Raw genomic sequence first — 24,489 nt, forward strand, 5'->3', positions numbered from 1 at the left:
CCGTGCCACCCTGGATCCCATGCCCGAAGGAGACACCGTCTGGCAGACCGCCCGGCGCCTGCACACCGCTCTCGCGGACCATGTGCTCACCCGCTCCGACCTCCGAGTCGCCAAGTACGCCACGGCCGACCTCACCGGACGCACGGTCCTGGACGTCACCCCGCGCGGGAAGCACCTGCTCACCCGTATCGAGGGCGGCCTGACCCTGCACTCGCATCTTCGGATGGACGGCTCCTGGAAGGTGTACGCCCCGGGCGAGCGCTGGAGCGGCGGCCCGGGCCACCAGATCCGGGTGATCCTCGGCACCAACAACCGCACGGCCGTGGGCTACCGGCTCTCCGTACTGGATCTGCTCCGCACCACCGACGAGGACCGAGCCGTCGGCCACCTCGGCCCCGACCTCCTGGGCCCGGACTGGGACCCCGACAAGGCTCTGGCCAACCTCCTGCGCGACCCGGCCCGCCCCCTCGGTGAGGCCCTCCTCGACCAGCGCAACCTCGCCGGCATAGGCAACATCTACAAGAGCGAGCTCTGCTTCCTGCTCCGCGCGACCCCGTGGCTCCCCATCGGCGACCTCCCCGCCGAGCACGCCGCCCGTCTGCCCGCCCTCGCCAGGAAGCTCCTCGAAGCCAACCGCGACCGCCCGGTCCGCAGCACCACAGGCCGCCGCGACCAGAGCCTGTACGTGTACGGCCGCGCGCCCCGCCCCTGTCTGCGCTGCCGCACGTCGATCCGCACCGCGCACCAGGGCGACGGCTCCAGGGAGCGCCCCACCTACTGGTGCCCAACTTGCCAGCCGGGCCCGTCTCCGCACCCCTGACCAGACCCACCGCGAACAACCCGTCGCGCACGAACCCACCACGCGCAACCAATTGACGGCCCGTCAGAAACCCTCGTACGGTCCCCTCATGCCCGTCACGGCGTACGACCTCACCGGACGCACCGCATTCGTCACCGGCGCGGCAAGCGGTATCGGCCGCGCCAGCGCCGTACTGCTCGCGGAGGCAGGGGCCACCGTCCACTGCGCGGACCGCGACACCCAGGGCCTGGACGAGACAGCGGCCCTCATCAAGGACACGGGCGGTACCGCACACTCGCACCCCCTCGACGTCACCGACCGCGCCCAGCTCAAAGAGGCGGTCGCCACCTGCGAGCGCCTGGACGTCATGGCCGCGGTCGCCGGGATCATGCACAGCAGCCCGGTCCTGGAGACCCGCGACGAGGACCTCGACCGCGTACTCGGCGTCAATTTCAAGGGTGTTCTGTACGCCTGCCAGGAGGCGGCCCTCGCGATGATCGCATCGGGCACGCGGGGCAGCATCGTCACGATGGCGTCCGGAGCCGTCGACACCGGCGGGCCGGGCCTGCTCTGCTACGGAGCAGCGAAGGCAGCCGTCGTCCAGCTGACGAAGACCCTGGCGACGGAGATGGGCCCGCACGGCATCCGCGTCAACGCGGTCGCGCCGGGCTGGATCCGTACGCCCATGACCGACCGCCACGACGGCGAGGCCCAGGCGCGGACCGAGGGGTTCATGGCCCGGATGTCACCACTGGGCCGGGTCGGCGAGCCGGAGGACATCGCCCACGCGGTCCTGCACCTCGCCTCCGAGGCTTCGTCGTTCACAACGGGGCAGATCCTCCGCCCCAACGGAGGCGTGGCAATGCCTTGGTAGCGAGGCACGGACGCACGCCCCCCGGCACAACACCCTCCCAGGAGCCGCCGCGAAACCATCCCTGAAGCCCTCTAAAGCCCTTCGTGAAGCCCCTCAGGAAGACCCCCCACGCCCCACAAGCGGCCCCCGCCACCTCCGCCAAGCCTCCGAAACGCGCCCCGCCCACTGATCCGACCCGGCCGCCCCCGCGGCTCGCCCCTTCGGCACACAGTGCACCGGGAGCAGGCTCAGCCCCCACCCGCCGGCCGCGACCGCCCCCTCCAGCACGCCGGAGTCCGGCGCGAACGCCAGCCGCATCACGGCCCACCACCACAGCCCTCCAACGCCGAGAGCCAGCCCCCACCTGCCTATTCGCCCCATCCGCCCCGCCATGGCACCACCTCCAGCCGGACGCCCGACGCTAGACCGCCGAGTTAACCCATCGACAGGGCGCATCGACACGAACAGGGCGCCCGGCGCACACCACCAGCGCCCGCCCCACAACCGCACACCCAAAGCCGAAGCCGAAGCCGAGCCCAACCCCACAGCCACAGCCTGCATAACCCGGCAGAGCCAACCTCACCCGTTCTCCGCCTGGAACATCCAGTGATGCTTCTCAAGATCCGCGGTGATCCCGATGAAGATGTCCTGACTCACCGGATCCGCCTCCCCAGTAGCCCCGACCCGCTCCCGCATCCGCTCGATGACGGCCGCGAGCGCGTCCACGAGCGCCCCCACCGCGTCGGTGTCCTTCACCCACCCGTCCGGCGTGACCCCGATACCGCTGCTGGTCGCGACCGTCGCGGCACGTCCGTCCGGCGAGACCCCGAGCGTGGAGGCACGCTCGGCCACGGTGTCGGAGTGCAGCCGGGCGGTGTCCACGACCTCGTCGAGCTGAAGATGGACGGACCGGAAGCGTGGCCCGACCACGTTCCAGTGAATCTGCTTCGCCACGAGCGACAGATCCACCAGATCGACCAGCGCACCCTGCAGCGCCTCGGACACGGTCTTCAGATCGGCATCGGACAACGGGCTCTTCACTACGTACATGGACATCCTCCGGTCAGCACGACCCCCGGCTTCCGCCCCCGCTCCTCCACCATGGCCGCCCCGACCACTACCGGCAAACGCTGACAAACCCACCACACCGCCAAGCCGGGCCACCAAGCCACACCACCGAGCCGCGCCACCGCCATCAGCCACAACCCCCACGCCACGCCCCGGCTTCGACCCCCGCCCACGCAAGAGCCCCGACCGCCCCCCTCCAGGTCTCCCCGGAGAAGGCCCCGGCCGGGGCTCTCACACAGTTCTTCGCATCTCAGCTCGCGGGCGCGAGCCCGTGAGCGTCAGGCGGCGACGACGTCGACCGCCTCCGCAGGCGCCTTGATGGTCACCCGTTCCGGCGGCACACCGGTCACCGATACGGAATTGAGCCTCGGGCGCACCGGTGTGGGCACAGGCTCGGTAGCCGCTGCCGACCGGGCCAGCTCGGCGAGTGCGAGCTCGTCGCTCACTTCCCGCATGAGCTCGGACATCCGTACGTCCAGCGCGTCGCAGATAGCGGAAAGCAGCTCAGAGGAAGCCTCTTTCTGCCCCCGCTCCACCTCGGAAAGATAGCCGAGTGAAACTCGGGCGGACGAGGAGACTTCGCGCAGAGTACGGCCCTGGCGCTGGCGCTGCCGACGCAGCACGTCACCAAGCAGGCGACGGAGCAGAATCATCGGTGGCTCCCTCCTCGGACCGCGTAGCCGCATCCTTCTCGCCCCACCGTACCGCCTTGCGCCGCGGCCGTGCGGGGAGCGATGTCGTGTTCACTCAGGGCTGCAAACATCAAAACCCCCCGTTCTGTTCCGTATCCTGTGCCCGCTCATTCTCAGTGAGTTCGCCCACAAGCTGCTCCAGAAGCAGTGCGAGCACGCTCCGTACACTCTCCATACGGATTTCCGTCCGGGAGCCGTTCAACCGCAACGCCACCACTTTCCCGCCAAGAACGCCTTCGCCGGACGCGCTCTGCGGCCCGTCCACGGCAACGAAAACCGTGCCGACGGGCTGTCCGTCCTGGGGTTCGGGGCCGGCGACACCGGTGGTCGCGATGCCCCAGTCCGCGCCGAGCACCTTGCGGGCGCCGACCGCCATCTGTGCCGCGACCTGCGGATCCACCGCTCCACGCTGATCCAGCAGAGTGGCGTCGACGCCGAGTACATCGCGCTTGAGATCGGTGGCGTACGCGGTCACCGAGCCGCGGAATGCCTTGGAGGCTCCGGGCACCGCCGCGAGGTCCGCCGCCACCAGACCGCCGGTGAGCGACTCGGCGACAGCGAGCGTCTCGCCCCTCACCGTGAGTAGTCGCAGCACTTCGGCGGCCGTTGAGGTCACGCTTCCGCCTCCTCGGCGGCGGCCTTCCGCTCGGCCAGTCCCTGGCGCCGCAGCACAATGGCCTGTCTCACATAGTCGAGTCCGGTGACGACGGTCAGGGCGACCGCCACAGCCATCACCCAGAACCTCAGGGTCGCCAGGGGCCCCGTCAGCGCCAGGACGTACATCCCGACGGCCACTCCCTGCGTCAGCGTCTTTATCTTGCCGCCGCGGCTGGCGGGGATCACGCCGTAGCGGATCACCACGAAGCGCAGCAGGGTGATTCCGAGCTCACGCCCGAGGATCACGCCCGTCACCCACCACGGCAGATCGCCTAGCGAGGACAGACAGATGAGCGCCGCTCCCATGATCGCCTTGTCGGCGATCGGGTCGGCGATCTTCCCGAAGTCGGTGACGAGGTTGTACGTACGGGCCAGATGGCCGTCGAAGACGTCCGTGATCATGGCTACGGCGAAGGCCGCCCAGGCCCAGGCCCGCCACACGGGGTCGTATCCGCCGTCGGCCAGCATCAGCGCCACGAAGCCCGGCACGAGTACGAGCCGGAGCATGGTGAGGAGGTTGGCGACGTTCCACAGGCTGGCCTGGTTGACGGCCGCGGCGCTCAGCTTCGCGCTACGCGGTGTCTTCGAGCCCTGGGCGCCGGTGGCACCTGTACCGGAGGTTCCGGAGGTTCCCTTGCCGGAAGCGCTGGAGGCGCCGGCAGCACCGCGCGTACCGGGCGCACCGGGGCCGCCCGCCGCGGATGCCGGGACTCCGGTCATCTGGCCGCCTCCTCTGTACATGCGAGCGAGCCCGGGAGCGGCTCGGCCACCAGGTCGACACCTTCCGTACCGACCACCTTCGCCTCGACCATACGGCCGACGGTGAGACCTTCGCCGCTTGTGAACAGCACCTGGCCGTCGGTCTCGGGCGCCTGGTGCGCGGCACGGCCGTACGCGGGCTCCTCCTCGCCGTCGGTGCCGGCGGAGCCCAGGGACTCGACCAGCACCTGCAGGGTCTCCCCGACGCGCTCCTCCGCCCGCTGGGAGACCAGCTCCTCGGCGAGCCGGGACACGCGCGCGAGACGCTCGGCGACGACGTCCTCGTCCAGCTTGTTCTCGTACGTCGCCGCTTCGGTGCCGTCCTCGTCGGAGTACCCGAAGACGCCGATGGCGTCCAGCCGCGCGCCGGTCAGGAAGCGCTCCAGCTCCGCCAGGTCGTCCGCGGTCTCGCCGGGGAAGCCCACGATGAAGTTGGACCGCACACCGGCCTGCGGGGCCTTGGAGCGAATCGTGTCGAGCAGCTGCAGGAACTGGTCGGTGCTCCCGAAGCGCCGCATCGCGCGCAGCACACCGGGGGCGGAGTGCTGGAAGGACAGGTCGAAGTAGGGCGCGATCTTCGGGGTCGAGGTCAGTACGTCGATGAGCCCGGGCCGCATCTCGGCGGGCTGGAGGTAGCTGACCCGCACCCGCTCGATCCCGTCGACGTCGGCGAGCTCGGGCAGCAGGGTCTCCAGGAGGCGGATGTCGCCGAGGTCCTTGCCGTACGAGGTGTTGTTCTCGGAGACCAGCATGACCTCCTTGACGCCCTGCTCGGCCAGCCAGCGCGTCTCTCCCAGGACGTCCGACGGCCGTCGCGAGATGAAGGAGCCGCGGAAGGACGGGATGGCGCAGAAGGAGCAGCGCCGGTCGCAGCCGGAAGCCAGCTTCACCGAGGCGACCGGTGAGCCGTCGAGTCGGCGGCGCAGGGGTGCGCGGGGGCCGGACTCCGGAGCGAGGCCTTCCGGAAGATCGACGGGAGCGTGCCCCGGAAGGGCGACCTCCGTGCCCGCACTCTGCCGCTCGGCCGGGCTGATCGGCAGCAGCTTGCGCCGGTCGCGCGGGGTGTGGGCGGCGTGGATTCCGCCGTTCAGGATGGTCTGGAGGCGGTCGGAGATGTCGGCATAGTCGTCGAAGCCGAGCACTCCGTCGGCCTCGGGAAGGGCCTCGGCGAGCTCCTTGCCGTACCGCTCGGCCATGCAGCCGACGGCCACGACGGCCTGCGTTCTCCCATGGCCCTTGAGGTCGTTGGCCTCCAGGAGGGCGTCGACGGAGTCCTTCTTGGCGGCCTCGACGAAGCCACAGGTGTTGACGACCGCGACGTCCGCGTTCTCGGCGTCCTCCACGAGGTGCCAGCCGTCCGCCTCCAAGCGGCCTGCGAGCTCCTCCGAGTCCACCTCGTTACGGGCGCAGCCAAGAGTGACGAGTGCGACGGTACGGCGTTCAGGCATGGGCTCAAGACTACTTCGTCCCACTGACACCCCACGTCGACGGGGTTGGCCGATCTTGGCCAACCCCGTACCCGCATGCCCCTTGAGGTCGCTTCTCCGACCTCTGGGTCGCTCATCCGACCTCGGGGTCGCCCTTCGTGTACGTGAGGCGCTCGACCCCACCGGGCTGGAACTCGTCCTCGATCTTCTTGCCGTTGACGTAGAGCTGGAGCGCTCCGGCGTCACCGAGGACGAGGTCGATCTTCTCCTTGTCCTGGAAGGTCTTGGAGTCGCCCTGTTTCAGGAAGCCGTCGAAGAGCAGCCGGCCGTTGTGGTCCTTGGCGGAGATCCAGCTGCGCCCGTCGGGGGCGGTCACCTGGACGGTCACCTTGTCCTGCGGCGCGGCCGCGATGGCGCTGTCCGACGGGTCGGGCTTGGGATCGGCGGGCTTGGTGGGGGTCGGCTTGGTCTTGACGGGCTTGCTGGCGGTGGGCGTGGATCCCTCGGCGACCTGCGTCTTCGAGCCGTCCGAGTCGTCCTTGACCATCGTGAACCCGACGAAGCCGATCACCGCGACGATCGCGGCGACCATGGCGGCGGTCCAGTTGGGCCCCCGGCGCTCCGGACGGATCCGCTCGGCCTCGAACATCGGTGCCGCGGGGGTCGGCGCGGGCCGCCCGCCGTGATCACCGTCGTACTGGGCGAGCAGCGGCGCCGGATCGAGGTGAACGGCGCGCGCCAGCGTCTTCAGGTGACCGCGCGCGTACACGTCGCCGCCGCAGGGCGAGAAGTCGTCCTGTTCGATCGCGTGCACGATGGCGATGCGGACCCGGGTGGCGTTACTGACGTCGTCGACTGTCAGCCCCGCCGCGATGCGCGCCTGCTGCAGAGCACGGCCGATCGAAGGGCGATCACCCTTTTCGATGGGAGGCTCGTCCTGAGGGGAGTTGTCGTCAGGGGAGTTGCCGATGGACACGGGGGCGCCTTTCGAGCGTGTAGCCACCTGTGCTGGAGGTTCAGTCTAGGGGGGTTGCGAAAGGGTGGGGCAACCGGGCGGTGGGACTTTGTACGCCATCAGAACGGCTGGTCATCCTGATGGTGGGACACGTGCCTTTCCCTTCCCTCAACTTGACGTGCGGCGAAGGGAAACGGTTGCTCACGGTTCCCTTACGGGTGAGTCACGTTCGAATCACCCACGTGGCCCTGACGTGCTCACCCACGTGGCCGTGGCCCATCCGCAAGAGGAAACGGACTTCCCCGTTTCTCTACGGATGAGCCTCCCCACGGATCACCGCGAGCACTCCGTCCAGCTCGTCAGGTTTCACAAGAACATCACGTGCCTTGGAACCCTCGCTCGGACCGACGATGTTGCGGGACTCCATGAGGTCCATCAGCCGGCCGGCCTTGGCGAACCCGACGCGCAGCTTGCGCTGGAGCATCGAGGTCGACCCGAACTGCGTGGAGACGACCAGTTCGGCGGCCTGGCACAGCAGGTCGAGGTCGTCGCCGATGTCCTCGTCGATCTCCTTCTTCTGCTTGGTGCCCACGGTGACGTCTTCCCGGAAGACCGGCGCCATCTGGTCCTTGCAGTGCTGGACGACGGCCGCGACCTCGTCCTCGGTGACGAAGGCGCCCTGCATACGGGTCGGCTTGTTCGCCCCCATCGGCAGGAAGAGCCCGTCGCCCTTGCCGATCAGCTTCTCGGCGCCGGGCTGGTCGAGGATGACCCGCGAGTCCGCGAGCGACGACGTGGCGAAGGCGAGCCGCGAGGGCACGTTCGCCTTGATCAGCCCGGTGACGACGTCCACGGAGGGCCGCTGTGTGGCGAGCACCAGGTGGATGCCTGCCGCGCGCGCGAGCTGCGTGATACGCACGATCGAGTCCTCGACGTCCCTCGGCGCGACCATCATCAGGTCGGCGAGCTCGTCGACGATCACCAGCAGATACGGATAGGTCTTGAGCTCCCGCTCGCTGCCTTCCGGCGTCTTGAGCTTGCCGTCGCGGATGGCCTGGTTGAAGTCGTCGATGTGCCGGTACCCGAACGCCGCCAGGTCGTCGTACCGCAGATCCATCTCCCGTACGACCCACTGCAGAGCCTCGGCGGCCCGCTTCGGGTTGGTGATGATCGGCGTGATGAGGTGCGGGATGCCCTCGTACGCGGTCAGCTCGACGCGCTTGGGGTCGACGAGGACCATGCGTACGTCCTCGGGGGTCGCGCGGACCATGACGGACGTAATCAGGCAGTTAATGCATGAGGATTTACCGGAACCGGTCGCTCCGGCCACCAGGACGTGCGGCATCTTCGCCAGGTTGGCCATCACATAGCCGCCCTCGACGTCCTTGCCGAGCGCCACGAGCATCGGGTGGTCGTCCTCGGCCGCGTCCGCGAGGCGCAGCACATCGCCCAGGTTGACCATCTCGCGGTCGGTGTTGGGGATCTCGATGCCGACCGCGGACTTGCCGGGGATCGGGCTGATGATCCGCACGTCAGGGCTGGCGACGGCGTACGCGATGTTCTTGGCGAGCGCCGTGATCCGCTCGACCTTCACTGCGGGGCCGAGCTCGACCTCGTACCGCGTGACCGTCGGGCCGCGGGTGAAGCCGGTGACGGCGGCGTCGACCTTGAACTCCATGAAGACGTTCGTGAGGGAGGCGACCACCGCGTCGTTGGCGGCACTGCGCGTCTTGCCGGGGCCGCCGCGCTCCAGGAGGTCGAGCGACGGCAGGGAGTAGGTGATGTCTCCGGAGAGCTGCAGTTGCTCCGCGCGCGGAGGCAGGTCACGCGCCGTCTCGGGCGCGGGTTTGGTCAGGTCGGCGACCTCGGCCTTGAGCATCTCCTGCTTGGGCCTGGCGCCCTTGGTCCCCTTGGCGCGCGCGGCGGGCACCGGCGTCGGCTCCCCGCGCCCGCCCGTGTCCTGTCCGCCTGTGTCCTGACGGTCCCCGCGGTCCGCACCGACGCCCTGCGTCAGATCGGCCACCAGCGCGCTGGGCGGCATCCCGTGCATCACGGCACCGTCGAGCGCCGCCGCGGCGGCAGCGGCCACGTCCACGGCGTCCATGGGCCTGTCCAGCGCGGGCTGCTGCACGGCGGGCCGCCGACGGCGGCTCCGGCGCTCGGAGAGCGCCTCCTGCTCGGCACTGTCCGGGTCGTACTCCTCGGGCGCCACCCGGCGCCGCCGGGGGCTCGCGGGCAGCGCCTCGCGCCACTGGTCGTCGTAGCGCTCGTCGTCCTCGCCGAATTCGTCGTCCGTCTCACGAGGGTGTACGAGACCGAGCCGGGCACCCAGCATGCGCAGCCGCTGCGGAATGGCGTTGACCGGTGTCGCGGTGACCACCAGCAGCCCGAAGACCGTGACCAGCGCAAGAAGCGGTACGGCGAGGACCTCGCCCATCGTGTACGTCAGCGGTGTCGCCGCACCCCAGCCGATGAGCCCGCCCGCGTCCCTTATCGCCTGCATGCCGTCGCTGCGCGCGGGCGCCCCGCAGGCGATGTGGACCTGGCCGAGCACACCGATGACGAGCGCGGAAAGACCGATCACGATACGGCCGTTGGCCTCGGGCTTCTCCGGGTGCCGGATGAGGCGCGCGGCGATGACCCCGAGCAGTATCGGCACGAGCAGGTCGAGGCGGCCGAAGGCACCGGTCACCAGCATCTCGACGAGGTCGCCCACGGGACCACGGAGGTTGGACCAGGTCCCGGCCGCGACAATCAGTGCCAGCCCGAGCAGCAGCAGCGCGAGACCGTCCTTCCGATGCGCCGGGTCGAGCCCCTTCGCGCCCCGCCCTATGCCGCGGAACACGGCGCCGACGGCGTGCGCGACCCCCAGCCACAGGGCGCGCACCAGCCTGTACACGCCCCCGGTCGGGTTGGGCGCCGGCTTCGGAGGCGCGGCTTTCTTGGCCGCGGCCTTCTTCGCGGGCGCCTTTTTCGCCGGGGCTTTCTTCGCGGGGGCCTTCTTCGCCGCAGCCTTCCTCGGTGCGGCCGCCTTCTTCGCGGGCGCCTTCTTGGCTGCGGACTGACGTGGGGCCATGAGTGTGAGGTTACCGGTGGAGACCACTGCGGACACGTGTGCCTACTGCTTCACCCGTTCGTGTCGCCCACACAGGGCGCCGAACTGACGCCGCCTCACCACCAATCCTGGCCGAGGACAACGACGTTCGCCTCACCGGCGTCCCGTTAGGGGCGCGAGGAACTGCGTGACCAGCCCCACCGACCCGTGAGCGACACACCCGCCTCAGGCCAACGCGACTCAGTTCTGCGAGGGCAGCGAAGAGGCCGCCCCGCTCCCCGTCCCCGGTTCCAACGCGTCCAGCGCCCGGCGCAACCCTGTGAGTTTGCGTTCGAGATGGGCCGCGGTGGCCACCGCTGCCGCGTCCGCCGAGTCGTCGTCGAGCTGTTTGGAGAGGGCCTCGGCCTGCTCCTCGACAGCCGCGAGCCGCGCGGAGAGTTCGGCGAGCAGTCCGGCCGGCTCCTTGGTGTCGCCGACCGCCGCCTTGCCGCCACCACCTTCGAGCTGGAGCCGCAGCAGCGCGGCCTGCTCCCGGAGTTGGCAGTTCTTCATGTAGAGCTCTACGAAGACCGAGACCTTCGCGCGCAGCACCCACGGGTCGAACGGCTTCGAGATGTAGTCCACCGCACCCGCCGCGTATCCCCGGAAGGTGTGGTGCGGGCCGTGGTTGATCGCCGTGAGGAAGATGATCGGGATGTCCCGGGTCCGTTCTCGCCTCTTGATGTGCGCGGCGGTTTCGAAACCGTCCATGCCCGGCATCTGGACGTCCAGCAGAATGACCGCGAAGTCGTCCGTGAGCAGTGCTTTGAGCGCTTCCTCCCCGGAAGATGCCCGAACCAGTGTCTGATCGAGCGCGGAGAGAATCGCCTCCAGCGCCAGCAGATTCTCCGGCCGGTCATCGACCAGGAGGATCTTGGCCTTCTGCACCATGGCCCGCCCTCCTCGTCCCGGCAGTGCACCGGGCGCCGCCCCAGGGGACGACTCCCTTGCGTCGCCCGTCCTTGTGCCGGTCATGGTAGCCGCACCCCGCCTGTCGCCACACCCTGTCACCGCGATGTCACTGTGCACGTAGCAGAAACGTAGCGGGAGACCAGAAGGTTCCCCGAATCCCGGGTTTCTACACCGCCTCGGGCACACTCAGTCAACAGCCCGGCGCGCCCGGGCCACCGCCCGAGCACCCCTGGCCACACGGCCGTTCCCGGCCGCACGATCACTCCTGCCACCCTGTCACTGTCCGCTCATCCACTGCTGCATCACCGCGAGCAGATGATCGGGGTCGACCGGCTTCGTCACATAGTCGGAAGCACCCGACTCGATCGCCTTCTCCCGGTCGCCCTTCATCGCCTTCGCGGTGAGTGCGATGATCGGCAGCCCGGCGAACTGGGGCATCCGGCGGATCGCCGTCGTGGTCGCGTATCCGTCCATCTCGGGCATCATGATGTCCATCAGGACGACCGTCACATCGTCGTGCTGTTCCAGCACTTCGATGCCCTCGCGACCGTTCTCGGCGTACAGCACCGACAGTCCGTGCTGCTCCAGGACGCTGGTGAGCGCGAACACGTTGCGGATGTCGTCGTCGACGATCAGCACCTTCTCGCCCTCGAAGCGGATGACGGCGCGCGAGTGCACGGACGTCTCCTCGCCGCCGACGGTCCAGGAATCCCGGGCCTGCGTCTGCGGCCCAGGAAGGGCGGGCAGCTGCTGGGCCGAGGGCATCGCCCTGCGACGCCGCCTGAAGAGCGCGGCGGCCCCGTTCTGTGTCTCCTGGTACGACTTGACCTCCGCGGGGGTCTCCACATGGCCCCCGTTCTCGTCGTCCGAACCCGCCGGAAGCGCCCCGTTCTCCATGGGCGTTCCGAGTTGCGGATAGCCCTGGGGGGGCAGTTCGCTCGGGTGCAGCGGCAAATACAGCGTGAAGGTCGAGCCGCGTCCCGGTTCGCTCTGCGCGTGGATCTCGCCGCCCAGCAGTCGCGCGATCTCCCGGGAGATGGACAACCCCAGTCCCGTACCGCCGTACTTGCGGCTCGTCGTGCCGTCCGCCTGCTTGAACGCCTCGAAGATCACCCGCATCTTGCTGGCCGCGATCCCGATTCCCGTGTCCGCCACGGAGAACGCGATCAGATCGGCGTCCGCGTCCCGGAGCGAACCCGCCTCCAGGAGCTGTTCCCGGATGGCGACCGGCACCTCCGCACCCGCGGGCCGGATGACCAGTTCGACCGCTCCGGAGTCGGTGAACTTCACCGCGTTGGAGAGCAGGTTGCGCAGCACCTGGAGGAGCCGCTGTTCGTCCGTGTGCAGCGTGGCCGGCAGTTCCGGCGAGACCCGTACGGAGAAATCGAGGCCCTTCTCTGCTGTCAACGGACGGAAAGTGGCCTCTACGTAGTCGACGAGTTGGACCAGCGCGATACGTGTCGGCGACACGTCCATCTTGCCCGCCTCGACCTTCGACAGGTCGAGGATGTCGTTGATCAGCTGGAGCAGGTCGGACCCCGCGCCGTGGATCGTCTCGGCGAACTCGACCTGCTTCGGGGTGAGGTTGGAGTCCGCGTTGTCGGCGAGCAGCTTGGCGAGGATCAGCAGCGAGTTGAGCGGCGTACGCAGCTCATGTGACATGTTGGCGAGGAACTCGCTCTTGTAGCGCATGGAGACCGCGAGTTGCTCGGCGCGCTCCTCCAGGACCTGCCGAGCCTCCTCGATCTCGGTGTTCTTGACCTCAATGTCGCGGTTCTGCTGGGCCAGCAGTTCGGCCTTCTCCTCCAGCTCGGCGTTGGACGCCTGGAGGGCCTTCTGCCGGTTCTCCAGCTCGGCCGACCGCTCCCGCAGCTGCTCGGTCAACTCCTGCGACTGCTTGAGCAGTACCTCGGTCTTCGTGTTGACCGCGATCGTGTTGACGCTCGTCGCGATCATCTCGGCGATCTGGCTGAGGAAGTCCTTCTGGATGTGCGTGAACGAGTGGAACGACGCCAGCTCGATCACACCGAGGACAGTCCCTTCGAAGAGCACCGGCAGCACGATGACATGCGCGGGAGGCGCCTCACCGAGCCCGGAGGCGATCTTCAGATACCCCGGCGGCACGTTCTCCACGAGAATCGTCCGCCTCTCCTTGGCGGCCGTCCCGATCAGCGTCTCACCGGGCCTGAACGACGTCGGCATCGAGCCCATGGAGTACCCGTACGACCCGAGCATGCGCAGTTCGTACGAGTCGTCGTGCGCGGCGCCCACGTCCTTGCCGTCGTCCAGCGGCATCGCCAGGAAGAACGCGCCGTGCTGGGCCGAGACCACCGGAGTCAGCTCGCTCATGATCAGCGAGGCCACGTCGGCGAGGTCGCGCCTGCCCTGCATCAGACCGGAGATCCGGGCGAGGTTGCCCTTCAGCCAGTCCTGCTCCTTGTTGGCGATGGTGGTGTCGCGGAGGTTGGCGATCATCTTGTTGATGTAGTCCTGAAGTTCCTGGATCTCGCCGGAGGCGTCCACGTCGATCTTCAGGTTGAGGTCGCCACGGGTCACCGCGGTCGCCACGCGCGCGATGGCACGCACCTGCCGGGTGAGGTTCCCGGCCATCTCGTTCACCGACTCGGTGAGGTCGCGCCAGGTGCCGTCGACGTCGCGGACGCGCGCCTGGCCGCCCAACTGGCCCTCCGTGCCCACCTCGCGGGCGACCCGGGTGACCTCCTCGGCGAACGACGACAGCTGGTCGACCATCGTGTTGATGGTGGTCTTCAGCTCCAGGATCTCGCCGCGCGCGTCGATGTCGATCTTCTTGGTCAGGTCGCCCTTGGCGATGGCCGTGGTGACCATCGCGATGTTGCGCACCTGGCCTGTCAGGTTGGACGCCATGCCGTTCACGGACTCGGTGAGGTCCTTCCACGTACCGGACACGCCCGGTACGCGCGCCTGGCCGCCGAGGATGCCGTCCGTGCCCACCTCGCGGGCCACCTTGGTGACCTGGTCGGCGAACGAGCTCAGCGTCTTCACCATGGTGTTGAAGGTGTCGGCGAGCTGCGCGACCTCGCCGCGCGCCTCGATCGTCACCGTCCGCGTCAGGTCGCCGTTGGCGACGGCCGCCGCGACCTGCGAGATGTTCCGCACCTGCATGGTGAGGTTGTAGGCCATCAGGTTGACGTTGTCGCTCAGGTCCTTCCAGATGCCCGTGACCCCGGGCACCCGCGCCTGGCCGCCCAACTGGCCCTCGGTGCCCACCTCGCGGGCCACCCTGGTCACCTGCTCGGCGAACGACGACAGCTGGTCGACCATCGTGTTGACGGTCGTGACCAGTTCGAGGATCTCGCCCTTGGCGTCGACGGTGATCTTCTTGGACAGGTCGCCCATGGCGACCGCGGTCGTGACCTCGGCGATGTTGCGCACCTGGATGGTCAGGTTGTTCGCCATGAAGTTCACGGACTGCGTGAGGTCCTTCCAGGTGCCGGAGACACCCTGCACCTCGGCCTGTCCGCCGAGGATGCCCTCCGTACCCACCTCGCGGGCCACCCGCGTGACCTGCTCGGCGAAGTTCGAGAGCTGGTCCACCATCGTGTTGAGGGTGTTCTTCAGCTCCAGGATCTCGCCGCGCGCGTCCACGTCGATCTTCTGCGACAGGTCACCGCGGGCCACCGCCGTCGCGACCTGCGCGATGTTGCGCACCTGGGCCGTGAGGTTGCCGGCCATGCCGTTCACGGAGTCGGTCAGGTCACGCCAGACACCGGCGACGCCGGGCACCTGCGCCTGACCGCCCAGCCGGCCGTCCGTGCCCACCTCGCGGGCCACCCTGGTCACCTGCTCGGCGAAGGCACTGAGCTGGTCGACCATCGTGTTGATGGTGTTCTTGAGCTCCAGGATCTCGCCGCGCGCGTCGACCTCGATCTTCTGCGACAGGTCACCCCGGGCGACCGCCGTCGTCACCTGCGCGATCTGCCGCACCTGGGACGTCAGGTTGCCCGCCATGAAGTTGACGGAGTCGGTGAGGTCCTTCCACGTGCCGGACACACCGTCCACGCGTGCCTGGCCGCCCAGCCGGCCCTCCGTGCCCACGTCACGCGCCATCCGCGTCACCTGGTCGGCGAAGGACGACAGCTGGTCCACCATCGTGTTCACGGTGTTCTTCAGCGCGAGCATCTCGCCGGAGACGTCCACGGTGACCTTCTGCGACAGATCGCCATTGGCCACCGCCGTCGTCACCTGCGCGATGTTCCTCACCTGTCCGGTGAGATTCCGGAACGCCGTGTTGACGGAGTCCGTGAGGTCCTTCCACGTACCGGCCGCGCCCGGCACCGCCGCCTGACCGCCCAGCTCACCCTCGACACCGACCTCCCGCGCCACGCGGGTCACCTCGGCACCGAAGCTCGACAGCTGGTCGACCATCGTGTTGACGGTGTTCTTCAGCTCCAGCATCTCGCCGGCGACCTCGACGCTGACCTTCTGCGAGAGGTCACCGTTGGCCACCGCCGTCGTCACCGCGGCGATGTCCCGCACCTGAGTGGTGAGGTTCCGGAAGACCGTGTTCACCGAATCGGTGAGGTCCTTCCACGTTCCCGCCGCGCCCGGCACGTTCGCCTGCCCGCCGAGCCGCCCCTCGCCGCCGACCTCGTTGGCCACGCGGGTGACCTCATCCGCGAACGTACGCAGCGTCTCGGTCATCTGGTTGATCGTCTCGGCGAGCTGCGCGACCTCGCCGCGCGCCGACACGGTGACCTTCTGCGACAGGTCGCCGTTGGCCACCGCTGTCGTCACCTGGGCAATCCCGCGCACCTGCGCGGTCAGATTGCCGGCCATAAGATTCACCGAATCGGTGAGGTCTTTCCACACACCCGCCACACCCGGCACCTGCGCCTGGCCGCCGAGCTCGCCCTCGGTGCCCACCTCGCGCGCGACTCGCGTCACCTCGGAGGAGAAAGAGGACAGCTGATCCACCATCGTGTTGACGGTGTTCTTGAGCTCCAGCATCTCGCCGGCCACGTGAACCGTGACCTTCCGGGACAAGTCACCCTTGGCGACCGCCGTGGTCACGAGCGCGATGTCCCGCACCTGAGCCGTCAGCCGGTACGCCATGGTGTTGACCGAATCCGTGAGGTCCTTCCACGAACCGGACATTCCACGCACCCGCGCCTGCCCGCCCAGCTTGCCCTCGGTGCCCACCTCGCTGGCCACGCGCGTGACCTCGTCGGTGAACGTCGACAGCTGGTCGACCAGGTTGTTGACCGTGCGTCCGACCTTCAGGAACTCCCCGCGCAGCGGATGCCCGTTCCCGTCCGCGGCCTGCGCCCGCAGCTCCATACGCGGCGACAGATCACCCTCCGCCACGGCGGACAGCACCCGTCCGACCTCGGAAACGGGCCGTACGAGGTCGTCGACCAGCGCGTTGGAGTTGTCGATCGCGGTGGCCCAGGAACCCTCGCAAGCGCCCGACTCCAGCCGCTCCGTCAACTTGCCCTCGCGGCCGACCATGCGCCGCACGCGCGCCAGCTCGCCCGTCAGATGCAGATTCCGGTCGGCCACTTCATTGAAAACCGCCGCAATCTCGGACATCACGCCATCGCCCGAGACCGTGAGCCGCTTACGGAAGTTGCCGTCCCGCATCGACACCAGGGCCGCCAGCAGTCTGTTCAGGGCAGCCGTGTCCACGTCGGTGGTGCCATTGCGTGGTTTGCGCTGGTTACTCAGGGACTGTCCGCCTTTCGCGCGCGTTTTAGTGCCCCGCGTCGCTGCGCCAGACTCCACTGTGTCCCTCCCGCAAGGGTCGACCATTTACTGCTCGGCGTACTCGGGTACTACTGCTCGGCGTACTGGAAGGCACTCTGCCTGCCCGGACCTTCTCTAGGAGCTTGCCCAGTGTTTCACCATGGCTGAACCAGGCCATAACAGTTCGGCAGCTTCGCACATGGTCCGCACACACGCTCCGGAGTGGAAACAGTGGTGACCGGCATCCGCATGGACGGCGAAGGTAAGTAACCTTGCATGCGGCTGTCCAGCCACGCCGGTCCTTCCGGCCTGGGCGGTGGCACGAGCACGAGCGGGCAGGCATCGGAGGGGCACCGCACCATGACCACCGAACTGCATCCTGGGGGACCGCCCCAGGATCCCCGGCCGACGGGGAACCAGCCCCTGCCCCGGCAGGAGCGGGTCGGCCACGCAGCGCTGCCCTCCGACAACCGGACAAGGAGTTCTGTGATCACCGCGCGCGCGGCCGCCAGCTTCGATCCTGTCGGGCGGTCCGTCGCGACCGCTCGGTCCTTCGTCCGTGACACCCTCCAGGGTTGGGGCTTCGCCGACATCGTCGACGACGCCGTGGTCCTCACCAGCGAGCTTGTCACCAATGCCGTGGTGCACGCGGGCACGTCCGCCGACGTCCTGTGCCTGCGCAGCGACGAGGGCGTACGGATCGAGGTGGGGGACCGCTACCCGGAACGTGAGATTCCACTCCAGGCGGCCGCCATCAACATGGGCAGCCCCGACCGCGAGGGCGGCCGCGGCCTGCAGCTCTGCGCCGCCCTGGCCGGCCGCTGGGGCGTCGAGTACACGCCCACGCACAAGCAGGTCTGGTTCCAGCTGGAGCTCCCGGAACGCTCGGTGGGCACCCGCACGGCCGGCCCCGCCCTCCCGGCCAACCTCCTCCCGCTCGCCGACGGCCGCGTGCGCGTGGCGGTCATCCAGATCGACCGCACCGGCGCCATCAACGCCTGGAACGAGGACGCGGAGGAGCTGTTCGGGTACGCGGCCGAACAGGTCATCGGCAAGCCCCTCACCGACCTCGCGGCCTGGCCGCACACACCCGGCACCAGCACCGGCATCGTCGAGGCACTCCAACTCTCCCGCTGGGAGGGCAGCTACGGCCTCCGCGCCGCCAACGGCCGTGTGACGCCCGTCTACGCCTCGCATCTGCGCGTCCGGGACACCGGCGGCGAACCCTCGACGGTCTGCCTTCTCGTACGCGACCACGAACGCGCCGTCCTGCAGACCCCGTTGCGCGTCAACGCATCAGACACGACCACCAGTTCGGAGGGCCAGGCGTCGGACCCCTTCGAGGTCTTCATCGGCTCGCCGGCCCCCGACGACCTGGACGGCCTCCTCCAGCGCACAGTGGAACGCGCCCGCGACATGCTCGACGGCGACTCTGCCTTCCTCCTCCTGGCGACCGACGACGAAACGGAGTTGGAGGTCCGCGCCTCCACCGGCCTCCCCTCCGCCCGCCAGCGCTTCGCCCGCGTCCCCGTGGAAGCGGGCCCGGGTCGCTACGGCTCGGCCCGTATGCCCGCCGTACACGAGGACCTGACGGTCGTTCCGGGCGCCGTACCGCTGCTCAGTGGCACGGGCATGCGCTCGGTCGTCACGGTCCCCCTCAAGGTCGAGGGCCGCCTCACCGGTTCACTCGGCGTCGCGGCCGAGGCCCAGGGGCGGTATTCGAACGAGGAGGCCCTGCGCCTACAGTTCGCCGCCGACCGCATCGCGCTCGCCGTGGAGTCGGCGCGCCTGGGCGAGCTGGAGCGCCTGCGCCGCGGCTCCCTGTCCTTCCTCGTCGAGGCCTCGGACCTCCTCGCGGGCACGCTGGACCGCGACCAGACACTGGCCCTGATGGCCCAGATGACGGTCCCGACCCTGGCCACCTGGTGCGCCGTCTACACGATCGCCGACCAGGCATCGGATCCGTATCTTTCGTACGTCCTGCACGAGGACGAGGAGCGCATCGACGGTCTCAAGGCCCTCCTGTCGAAGATCGCCCCTCCGGACCCCGTCCCGACTCCGGGCGCCCGCGTCTGGGGCGCTCCCGCGGAGGCGGCCCACCAGGCCGCCCTGCGCACCTCCATGCGCAGCCTCGGCCTCGGCGAGCCCGCCACCGTGAGCTCCGGCATCGGTACGACGCTGCAGACGGCCGCAGCGGTCGGCGGCGAGACGGTCGTGCTCCCCCTGGTGGCCCGCAACCGCGTCATCGGCATGCTGACGCTCGGCAAGCCGTCGGACGAACACTTCCGCCAGGAAATCCTGGAACTCGCCGAGGACTTGAGCCGCAGGGCCGCCCTGGCCCTCGACAACGCCCGCCTGTACTCGGAGCGCACGGCCATCAGCCAGTCCCTCCAGCGCAGCCTCCTGCCCCCGGAACTCCCCCAGATCGAAGGCGTCGAGGTCGAGGTCATCTACCGCGCGGCGGGCGAGGGCAACGAGGTCGGCGGTGACTTCTACGACCTCTTCCCCATCCGCGACGGCGCCTACGGCTTCGCCATCGGAGACGTCTGCGGTACGGGCCCGGAGGCGGCCGCCGTCACAGGCCTAGCCCGGCACGCGCTGCGGCTGCTCGCCCGCGAGGGCTTCGGCGGCCCGGCGGTCCTGGAGCGCCTGAACTCCGCGATCCTCGACGAAGGCGCCCGCAGCCGCTTCCTGACGCTCCTGTACGGGGAGTTGTGGCCCCAGGAGGACGGCTCGGCGCTCCTCAAGGTCGTCTGCGCCGGTCACCCGCTCCCGCTGCGCCTCCGCCAGGACGGCACGGTCGAACCGGCCGCCGAACCCCAGCCGCTGCTCGGCGTGATGGAGGACCTGGAGCTGTACGAGCAGACGATCACGCTCGACCCGGGCGACGTCCTGCTGTGCGTGACTGACGGCGTCACCGAACGCCGAGAGGGCACCCGCATGTTGGGCGACGACGGCCTCACCGACGTCCTCACCACCTGCACAGGCCTCACGGCCGGAGCCGTGGCCGCCCGCATCATGCGCGCGGTGGAACGCTTCGCGTCGGACGCCCCGTCAGACGACATGGCCATTCTCGCGATGCGCGTTCCCGGCCTCCAGAACGACTGAACCCGGCCCGGAGGAACCGGTCCCGGACACACGAAAGGCCTCCGCCCACAAGGGCGGAGGCCTTTTTGTCTGAGCCCCCCAACGGAATCGAACCGTTGACCTTCTCCTTACCATGGAGACGCTCTGCCGACTGAGCTAGGGGGGCCAGTTGCTTTTCGAGGTCTCCCTCGCGGCAACGGAATAGATCATACCCCGAACGGCGGCGTGCTCCCAACCCTGTTCGAGCGCCTAGAAGGCGGGCTGCAGGAGCCCACCGAGGGCGTTGCACGCGGACACCATCCGCTGAATATCCCGCTTGGTCAGCGACGCGTCGACAGGCAGAGCCAGCGTCTCGTCGGCGGCCCGCTCGGTCTCCGGCAGACACACGTCCCGCCGGAACACGGGCATCCGGTGCACGGGCGTCTTCACCGGCACCCGGCACTCGACACCCTTGGCCCGCACGGCCCGCGCGAAGGCGTCCCGGTCCGGCCGCCCGTTCCCCGGCACCCGCACGACGTACTGCTGGTACGTGTGTCCGATGCCGCGCACCGGCGTCCGCACACCCCTCAACCGCCCGTCGAGGTACGCCGCATGCGCCCGGCGCTCCTCGATCTCGCCGTACGGGGCCTCGGACTCTCCCTGCTCCAGCACGAGCAGCCCGTGCCGCTGTCCGACGTCCCGGAGCCGCGCGATATCCGCGGGCCGGCCGAAGCGGTGTACGGCGACGACAGCGACCGTCCGCGGACCGACAGCCGCGTTCACCTCGGTGGCATCCAGGCAGTACGTGGCCGCGTCTATGTCGGCGAAGACCGGCATCGCACCGGCCTGGATCACGGCCTCGGCGACCTCGACGTTGCCGAACGCCGGCACGATGACCTCGTCACCGATTCCCACGCCCGCGGCCCGGAGCATTGCAGCAGTACCCATGTGTCGGATGTTGGTCGCGCAACGTGAACTCCAAGTGACGCACAACAAAAAAGAGCTGGTCCCTGAACCGAAGTTCAGGGACCAGCTCTATTAATAATAGTTCGGCGGTGTCCTACTCTCCCACAGGGTCCCCCCTGCAGTACCATCGGCGCTGTAAGGCTTAGCTTCCGGGTTCGGAATGTAACCGGGCGTTTCCCTCACGCTATGACCACCGAAACACTATGAAACTGTCAACCGGAGCCGTGGCCTTGGCTACGACGGTTGTTCGTGGTTTCAGAACCAACACAGTGGACGCGAGCAACTGAGGACAAGCCCTCGGCCTATTAGTACCAGTCAGCTTCACCCCTTACGGGGCTTCCACATCCGGCCTATCAACCCAGTCGTCTACTGGGAGCCTTAACCAATCTAGTTGGTGGGAATACTCATCTCGAAGCAGGCTTCCCGCTTAGATGCTTTCAGCGGTTATCCCTCCCGAACGTAGCCAACCAGCCATGCCCTTGGCAGGACAACTGGCACACCAGAGGTTCGTCCGTCCCGGTCCTCTCGTACTAGGGACAGCCCTTCTCAATATTCCTACGCGCACAGCGGATAGGGACCGAACTGTCTCACGACGTTCTAAACCCAGCTCGCGTACCGCTTTAATGGGCGAACAGCCCAACCCTTGGGACCGACTCCAGCCCCAGGATGCGACGAGCCGACATCGAGGTGCCAAACCATCCCGTCGATATGGACTCTTGGGGAAGATCAGCCTGTTATCCCCGGGGTACCTTTTATCCGTTGAGCGACGGCGCTTCCACAAGCCACCGCCGGATCACTAGTCCCGACTTTCGTCCCTGCTCGACCCGTCGGTCTCACAGTCAAGCTCCCTTGTGCACTTACACTCAACACCTGATTGCCAACCAGGCTGAGGGAACCTTTGGGCGCCTCCGTTACTCTTTAGGAGGCAACCGCCCCAGTTAAACTACCCATCAGACACTGTCCCTGATCCGGATCACGGACCCAGGTTAGACATCCAGCACGACCAGACTGGTATTTCAACGACGACTCCACAGACACTGGCGTGCCCGCTTCACAGTCTCCCAGCTATCCTACACAAGCCGAACCGAACACCAATATCAAACTGTAGTAAAGGTCCCGGGGTCTTTCCGTCCTGCTGCGCGAAACGAGCATCTTTACTCGTAGTGCAATTTCACCGGGCCTATGGTTGAGACAGTCGAGAAGTCGTTACGCCATTCGTGCAGGTCGGAACTTACCCGACAAGGAATTTCGCTACCTTAGGATGGTTATAGTTACCACCGCCGTTTACTGGCGCTTAAGTTCTCAGCTTCGCACACCCGAAAGTGCACTAACCGGTCCCCTTAACGTTCCAGCACCGGGCAGGCGTCAGTCCGTATACATCGCCTTACGGCTTCGCACGGACCTGTGTTTTTAGTAAACAGTCGCTTCTCGCTGGTCTCTGCGGCCACCCCCAGCTCACGGAGTAAATCCGATCACCAGTGATGGCCCCCCTTCTCCCGAAGTTACGGGGGCATTTTGCCGAGTTCCTTAACCATAGTTCACCCGAACGCCTCGGTATTCTCTACCTGACCACCTGAGTCGGTTTAGGGTACGGGCCGCCATGAAACTCGCTAGAGGCTTTTCTCGACAGCATAGGATCATCCACTTCACCACAATCGGCTCGGCATCAGGTCTCACCCTTAATGTGCGACGGATTTACCTATCACACGGGCTACACCCTTACCCCGGGACAACCACCGCCCGGGCTGGACTACCTTCCTGCGTCACCCCATCACTCACCTACTACAGGTCTGGTCCGTCGGCTCCACCACTCCCCTTTGCCCGAAGGCTCCAGGGCGGCTTCACGGACTTAGCATCGCCTGGTTCAATGTTTGACGCTTCACAGCGGGTACCGGAATATCAACCGGTTATCCATCGACTACGCCTGTCGGCCTCGCCTTAGGTCCCGACTTACCCTGGGCAGATCAGCTTGACCCAGGAACCCTTAGTCAATCGGCGCACACGTTTCTCACGTGTGTATCGCTACTCATGCCTGCATTCTCACTCGTGAACCGTCCACCACTAGCTTCCGCTGCGGCTTCACCCGGCACACGACGCTCCCCTACCCATCCCAGCGGGCGTTGGCCCTATATGCTGAAATGACACGACTTCGGCGGTACGCTTGAGCCCCGCTACATTGTCGGCGCGGAATCACTAGACCAGTGAGCTATTACGCACTCTTTCAAGGGTGGCTGCTTCTAAGCCAACCTCCTGGTTGTCTCTGCGACTCCACATCCTTTCCCACTTAGCGTACGCTTAGGGGCCTTAGTCGATGCTCTGGGCTGTTTCCCTCTCGACCATGGAGCTTATCCCCCACAGTCTCACTGCCGTGCTCTCACTTACCGGCATTCGGAGTTTGGCTAAGGTCAGTAACCCGGTAGGGCCCATCGCCTATCCAGTGCTCTACCTCCGGCAAGAAACACACGACGCTGCACCTAAATGCATTTCGGGGAGAACCAGCTATCACGGAGTTTGATTGGCCTTTCACCCCTAACCACAGGTCATCCCCCAGGTTTTCAACCCTGGTGGGTTCGGTCCTCCACGACCTCTTACAGCCGCTTCAACCTGCCCATGGCTAGATCACTCCGCTTCGGGTCTTGAGCGCGCTACTAAACCGCCCTGTTCGGACTCGCTTTCGCTACGGCTTCCCCACACGGGTTAACCTCGCAACACACCGCAAACTCGCAGGCTCATTCTTCAAAAGGCACGCAGTCACGACTGTATGTGCAAGCACATACAGCGACGCTCCCACGGCTTGTAGGCACACGGTTTCAGGTACTATTTCACTCCGCTCCCGCGGTACTTTTCACCATTCCCTCACGGTACTATCCGCTATCGGTCACCAGGGAATATTTAGGCTTAGCGGGTGGTCCCGCCAGATTCACACGGGATTTCTCGGGCCCCGTGCTACTTGGGTGTCTCTCAAACGAGCCGTTGATGTTTCGACTACGGGGGTCTTACCCTCTACGCCGGACCTTTCGCATGTCCTTCGCCTACACCAACGGTTTCTGACTCGTCTCACAGCCGGCAGACTGTGAAAGAGAGATCCCACAACCCCGTACACGCAACCCCTGCCGGGTCTCACACGTATACGGTTTGGCCTCATCCGGTTTCGCTCGCCACTACTCCCGGAATCACGGTTGTTTTCTCTTCCTGCGGGTACTGAGATGTTTCACTTCCCCGCGTTCCCTCCACACACCCTATGTGTTCAGATGTGGGTGACAGCCCATGACGACTGCCGGGTTTCCCCATTCGGAAACCCCCGGATCAAAGCCTGGTTGACGGCTCCCCGGGGACTATCGTGGCCTCCCACGTCCTTCATCGGTTCCTGGTACCAAGGCATCCACCGTGCGCCCTTAAAAACTTGGCCACAGATGCTCGCGTCCACTGTGCAGTTCTCAAACAACGACCAACCACCCGTCACAACCCGCCGAAGCAGATTTTTACCGGGGCCAGCACTGAAGATCCAGACACGATG

The 24,489-nt window shown here is 67.3% G+C and carries 13 protein-coding genes, 1 tRNA gene and 2 rRNA genes; 3 read left to right on the forward strand and 13 right to left on the reverse strand.

Annotation, left to right across the window (positions count from 1 at the left end):
- Positions 1–19 precede the first annotated feature (19 nt).
- Both QF035_RS16015 and QF035_RS16020 read left to right on the forward strand, forming a co-directional pair.
- Complete coding sequence (locus tag QF035_RS16015; protein ID WP_307521015.1) at positions 20–820, forward strand: Fpg/Nei family DNA glycosylase; 801 nt, start codon at positions 20–22, stop codon at positions 818–820.
- Between the two features lie 88 nt (positions 821–908).
- The gene (locus QF035_RS16020) at positions 909–1,673 is read left to right on the forward strand and encodes an SDR family NAD(P)-dependent oxidoreductase (RefSeq protein ID WP_307521016.1); all 765 of its coding nucleotides are present in this window, start codon (positions 909–911) and stop codon (positions 1,671–1,673) included.
- 558 nt (positions 1,674–2,231) lie between these two features.
- Here the strand turns inward: QF035_RS16020 and QF035_RS16030 are convergent.
- The 9 genes from QF035_RS16030 to QF035_RS16070 all read right to left on the reverse strand — a co-directional run bounded on the left by QF035_RS16030 (position 2,232) and on the right by QF035_RS16070 (position 16,979).
- Positions 2,232–2,702, reverse strand: a complete 471-nt coding sequence (locus tag QF035_RS16030) for a Dps family protein (RefSeq protein WP_307521018.1) — start codon at positions 2,700–2,702, stop codon at positions 2,232–2,234.
- Between the two features lie 296 nt (positions 2,703–2,998).
- A complete protein-coding gene (locus QF035_RS16035; RefSeq protein WP_055509692.1) occupies positions 2,999–3,373 on the reverse strand; it encodes a helix-turn-helix domain-containing protein in 375 nt (124 codons plus the stop codon).
- Positions 3,374–3,482: 109 nt separating this feature from the next.
- Positions 3,483–4,028, reverse strand: a complete 546-nt coding sequence (locus QF035_RS16040; protein WP_307521019.1) for a CinA family protein — start codon at positions 4,026–4,028, stop codon at positions 3,483–3,485.
- On the reverse strand, positions 4,025–4,789 hold the full coding sequence (gene pgsA / locus QF035_RS16045) for a CDP-diacylglycerol--glycerol-3-phosphate 3-phosphatidyltransferase (RefSeq protein WP_307521020.1): 765 nt from the start codon (positions 4,787–4,789) through the stop codon (positions 4,025–4,027). Before pgsA ends, QF035_RS16040 begins: the two co-directional genes overlap by 4 nt.
- Entirely contained in the window at positions 4,786–6,276 is a 1,491-nt protein-coding gene (rimO, locus tag QF035_RS16050) for a 30S ribosomal protein S12 methylthiotransferase RimO (protein WP_307521021.1), read from the reverse strand. The genes pgsA and rimO overlap by 4 nt, the downstream gene beginning before the upstream one ends.
- Before the next feature lie 112 nt (positions 6,277–6,388).
- Positions 6,389–7,231 (reverse strand): helix-turn-helix domain-containing protein, encoded by an 843-nt coding sequence (locus QF035_RS16055; protein ID WP_307521022.1) that lies wholly within the window; start codon positions 7,229–7,231, stop codon positions 6,389–6,391.
- 289 nt (positions 7,232–7,520) lie between these two features.
- Positions 7,521–10,286, reverse strand: coding sequence for an FtsK/SpoIIIE family DNA translocase (locus QF035_RS16060; protein WP_307521023.1), 2,766 nt, complete (start codon positions 10,284–10,286; stop codon positions 7,521–7,523).
- A 219-nt stretch (positions 10,287–10,505) separates the two neighbouring features.
- Positions 10,506–11,195, reverse strand: coding sequence for a response regulator (locus QF035_RS16065; RefSeq protein WP_200395535.1), 690 nt, complete (start codon positions 11,193–11,195; stop codon positions 10,506–10,508).
- Between the two features lie 297 nt (positions 11,196–11,492).
- Positions 11,493–16,979 (reverse strand): HAMP domain-containing protein, encoded by a 5,487-nt coding sequence (locus QF035_RS16070; protein WP_307521024.1) that lies wholly within the window; start codon positions 16,977–16,979, stop codon positions 11,493–11,495.
- 321 nt (positions 16,980–17,300) lie between these two features.
- On the opposite strand from QF035_RS16070, the gene QF035_RS16075 reads away from it, so the two are divergent.
- Positions 17,301–20,048: a SpoIIE family protein phosphatase gene (locus tag QF035_RS16075; protein WP_307531156.1), complete on the forward strand. Its 2,748-nt coding sequence runs from the start codon at positions 17,301–17,303 to the stop codon at positions 20,046–20,048.
- A gap of 72 nt (positions 20,049–20,120) precedes the next feature.
- Here the strand turns inward: QF035_RS16075 and QF035_RS16080 are convergent.
- From QF035_RS16080 to QF035_RS16095, 4 genes are all read right to left on the reverse strand, one after another.
- Positions 20,121–20,193: transfer RNA gene (locus QF035_RS16080), tRNA-Thr, on the reverse strand.
- Positions 20,194–20,276: 83 nt separating this feature from the next.
- Positions 20,277–20,939 carry a DegT/DnrJ/EryC1/StrS family aminotransferase gene (locus QF035_RS16085; protein ID WP_307531158.1) on the reverse strand — a complete coding sequence of 221 codons (663 nt, stop codon included), beginning with the start codon at positions 20,937–20,939 and terminating at the stop codon, positions 20,277–20,279.
- A gap of 114 nt (positions 20,940–21,053) precedes the next feature.
- Positions 21,054–21,170, reverse strand: a 5S ribosomal RNA gene (gene rrf, locus QF035_RS16090).
- A gap of 87 nt (positions 21,171–21,257) precedes the next feature.
- Positions 21,258–24,381, reverse strand: a 23S ribosomal RNA gene (locus QF035_RS16095).
- Positions 24,382–24,489 lie beyond the last annotated feature (108 nt).

The organism is Streptomyces umbrinus (assembly GCF_030817415.1).
Taxonomy (GTDB): Bacteria; Actinomycetota; Actinomycetes; order Streptomycetales; family Streptomycetaceae; genus Streptomyces; species Streptomyces umbrinus_A.

Bases quoted from the DNA above. Each gene is read 5' to 3' on its own strand.
- QF035_RS16015 (WP_307521015.1), top strand. From the start codon at position 20: ATGCCCGAAGGAGACACCGTCTGGCAGACCGCCCGGCGCCTGCACACC.
- QF035_RS16020 (WP_307521016.1), top strand. From the start codon at position 909: ATGCCCGTCACGGCGTACGACCTCACCGGACGCACCGCATTCGTCACC.
- QF035_RS16030 (WP_307521018.1), bottom strand. From the start codon at position 2,702: ATGTACGTAGTGAAGAGCCCGTTGTCCGATGCCGATCTGAAGACCGTG.
- QF035_RS16035 (WP_055509692.1), bottom strand. From the start codon at position 3,373: ATGATTCTGCTCCGTCGCCTGCTTGGTGACGTGCTGCGTCGGCAGCGC.
- pgsA (WP_307521020.1), bottom strand. From the start codon at position 4,789: ATGACCGGAGTCCCGGCATCCGCGGCGGGCGGCCCCGGTGCGCCCGGT.
- rimO (WP_307521021.1), bottom strand. From the start codon at position 6,276: ATGCCTGAACGCCGTACCGTCGCACTCGTCACTCTTGGCTGCGCCCGT.
- QF035_RS16060 (WP_307521023.1), bottom strand. From the start codon at position 10,286: ATGGCCCCACGTCAGTCCGCAGCCAAGAAGGCGCCCGCGAAGAAGGCG.
- QF035_RS16065 (WP_200395535.1), bottom strand. From the start codon at position 11,195: ATGGTGCAGAAGGCCAAGATCCTCCTGGTCGATGACCGGCCGGAGAAT.
- QF035_RS16075 (WP_307531156.1), top strand. From the start codon at position 17,301: ATGACCACCGAACTGCATCCTGGGGGACCGCCCCAGGATCCCCGGCCG.
- QF035_RS16085 (WP_307531158.1), bottom strand. From the start codon at position 20,939: ATGCTCCGGGCCGCGGGCGTGGGAATCGGTGACGAGGTCATCGTGCCG.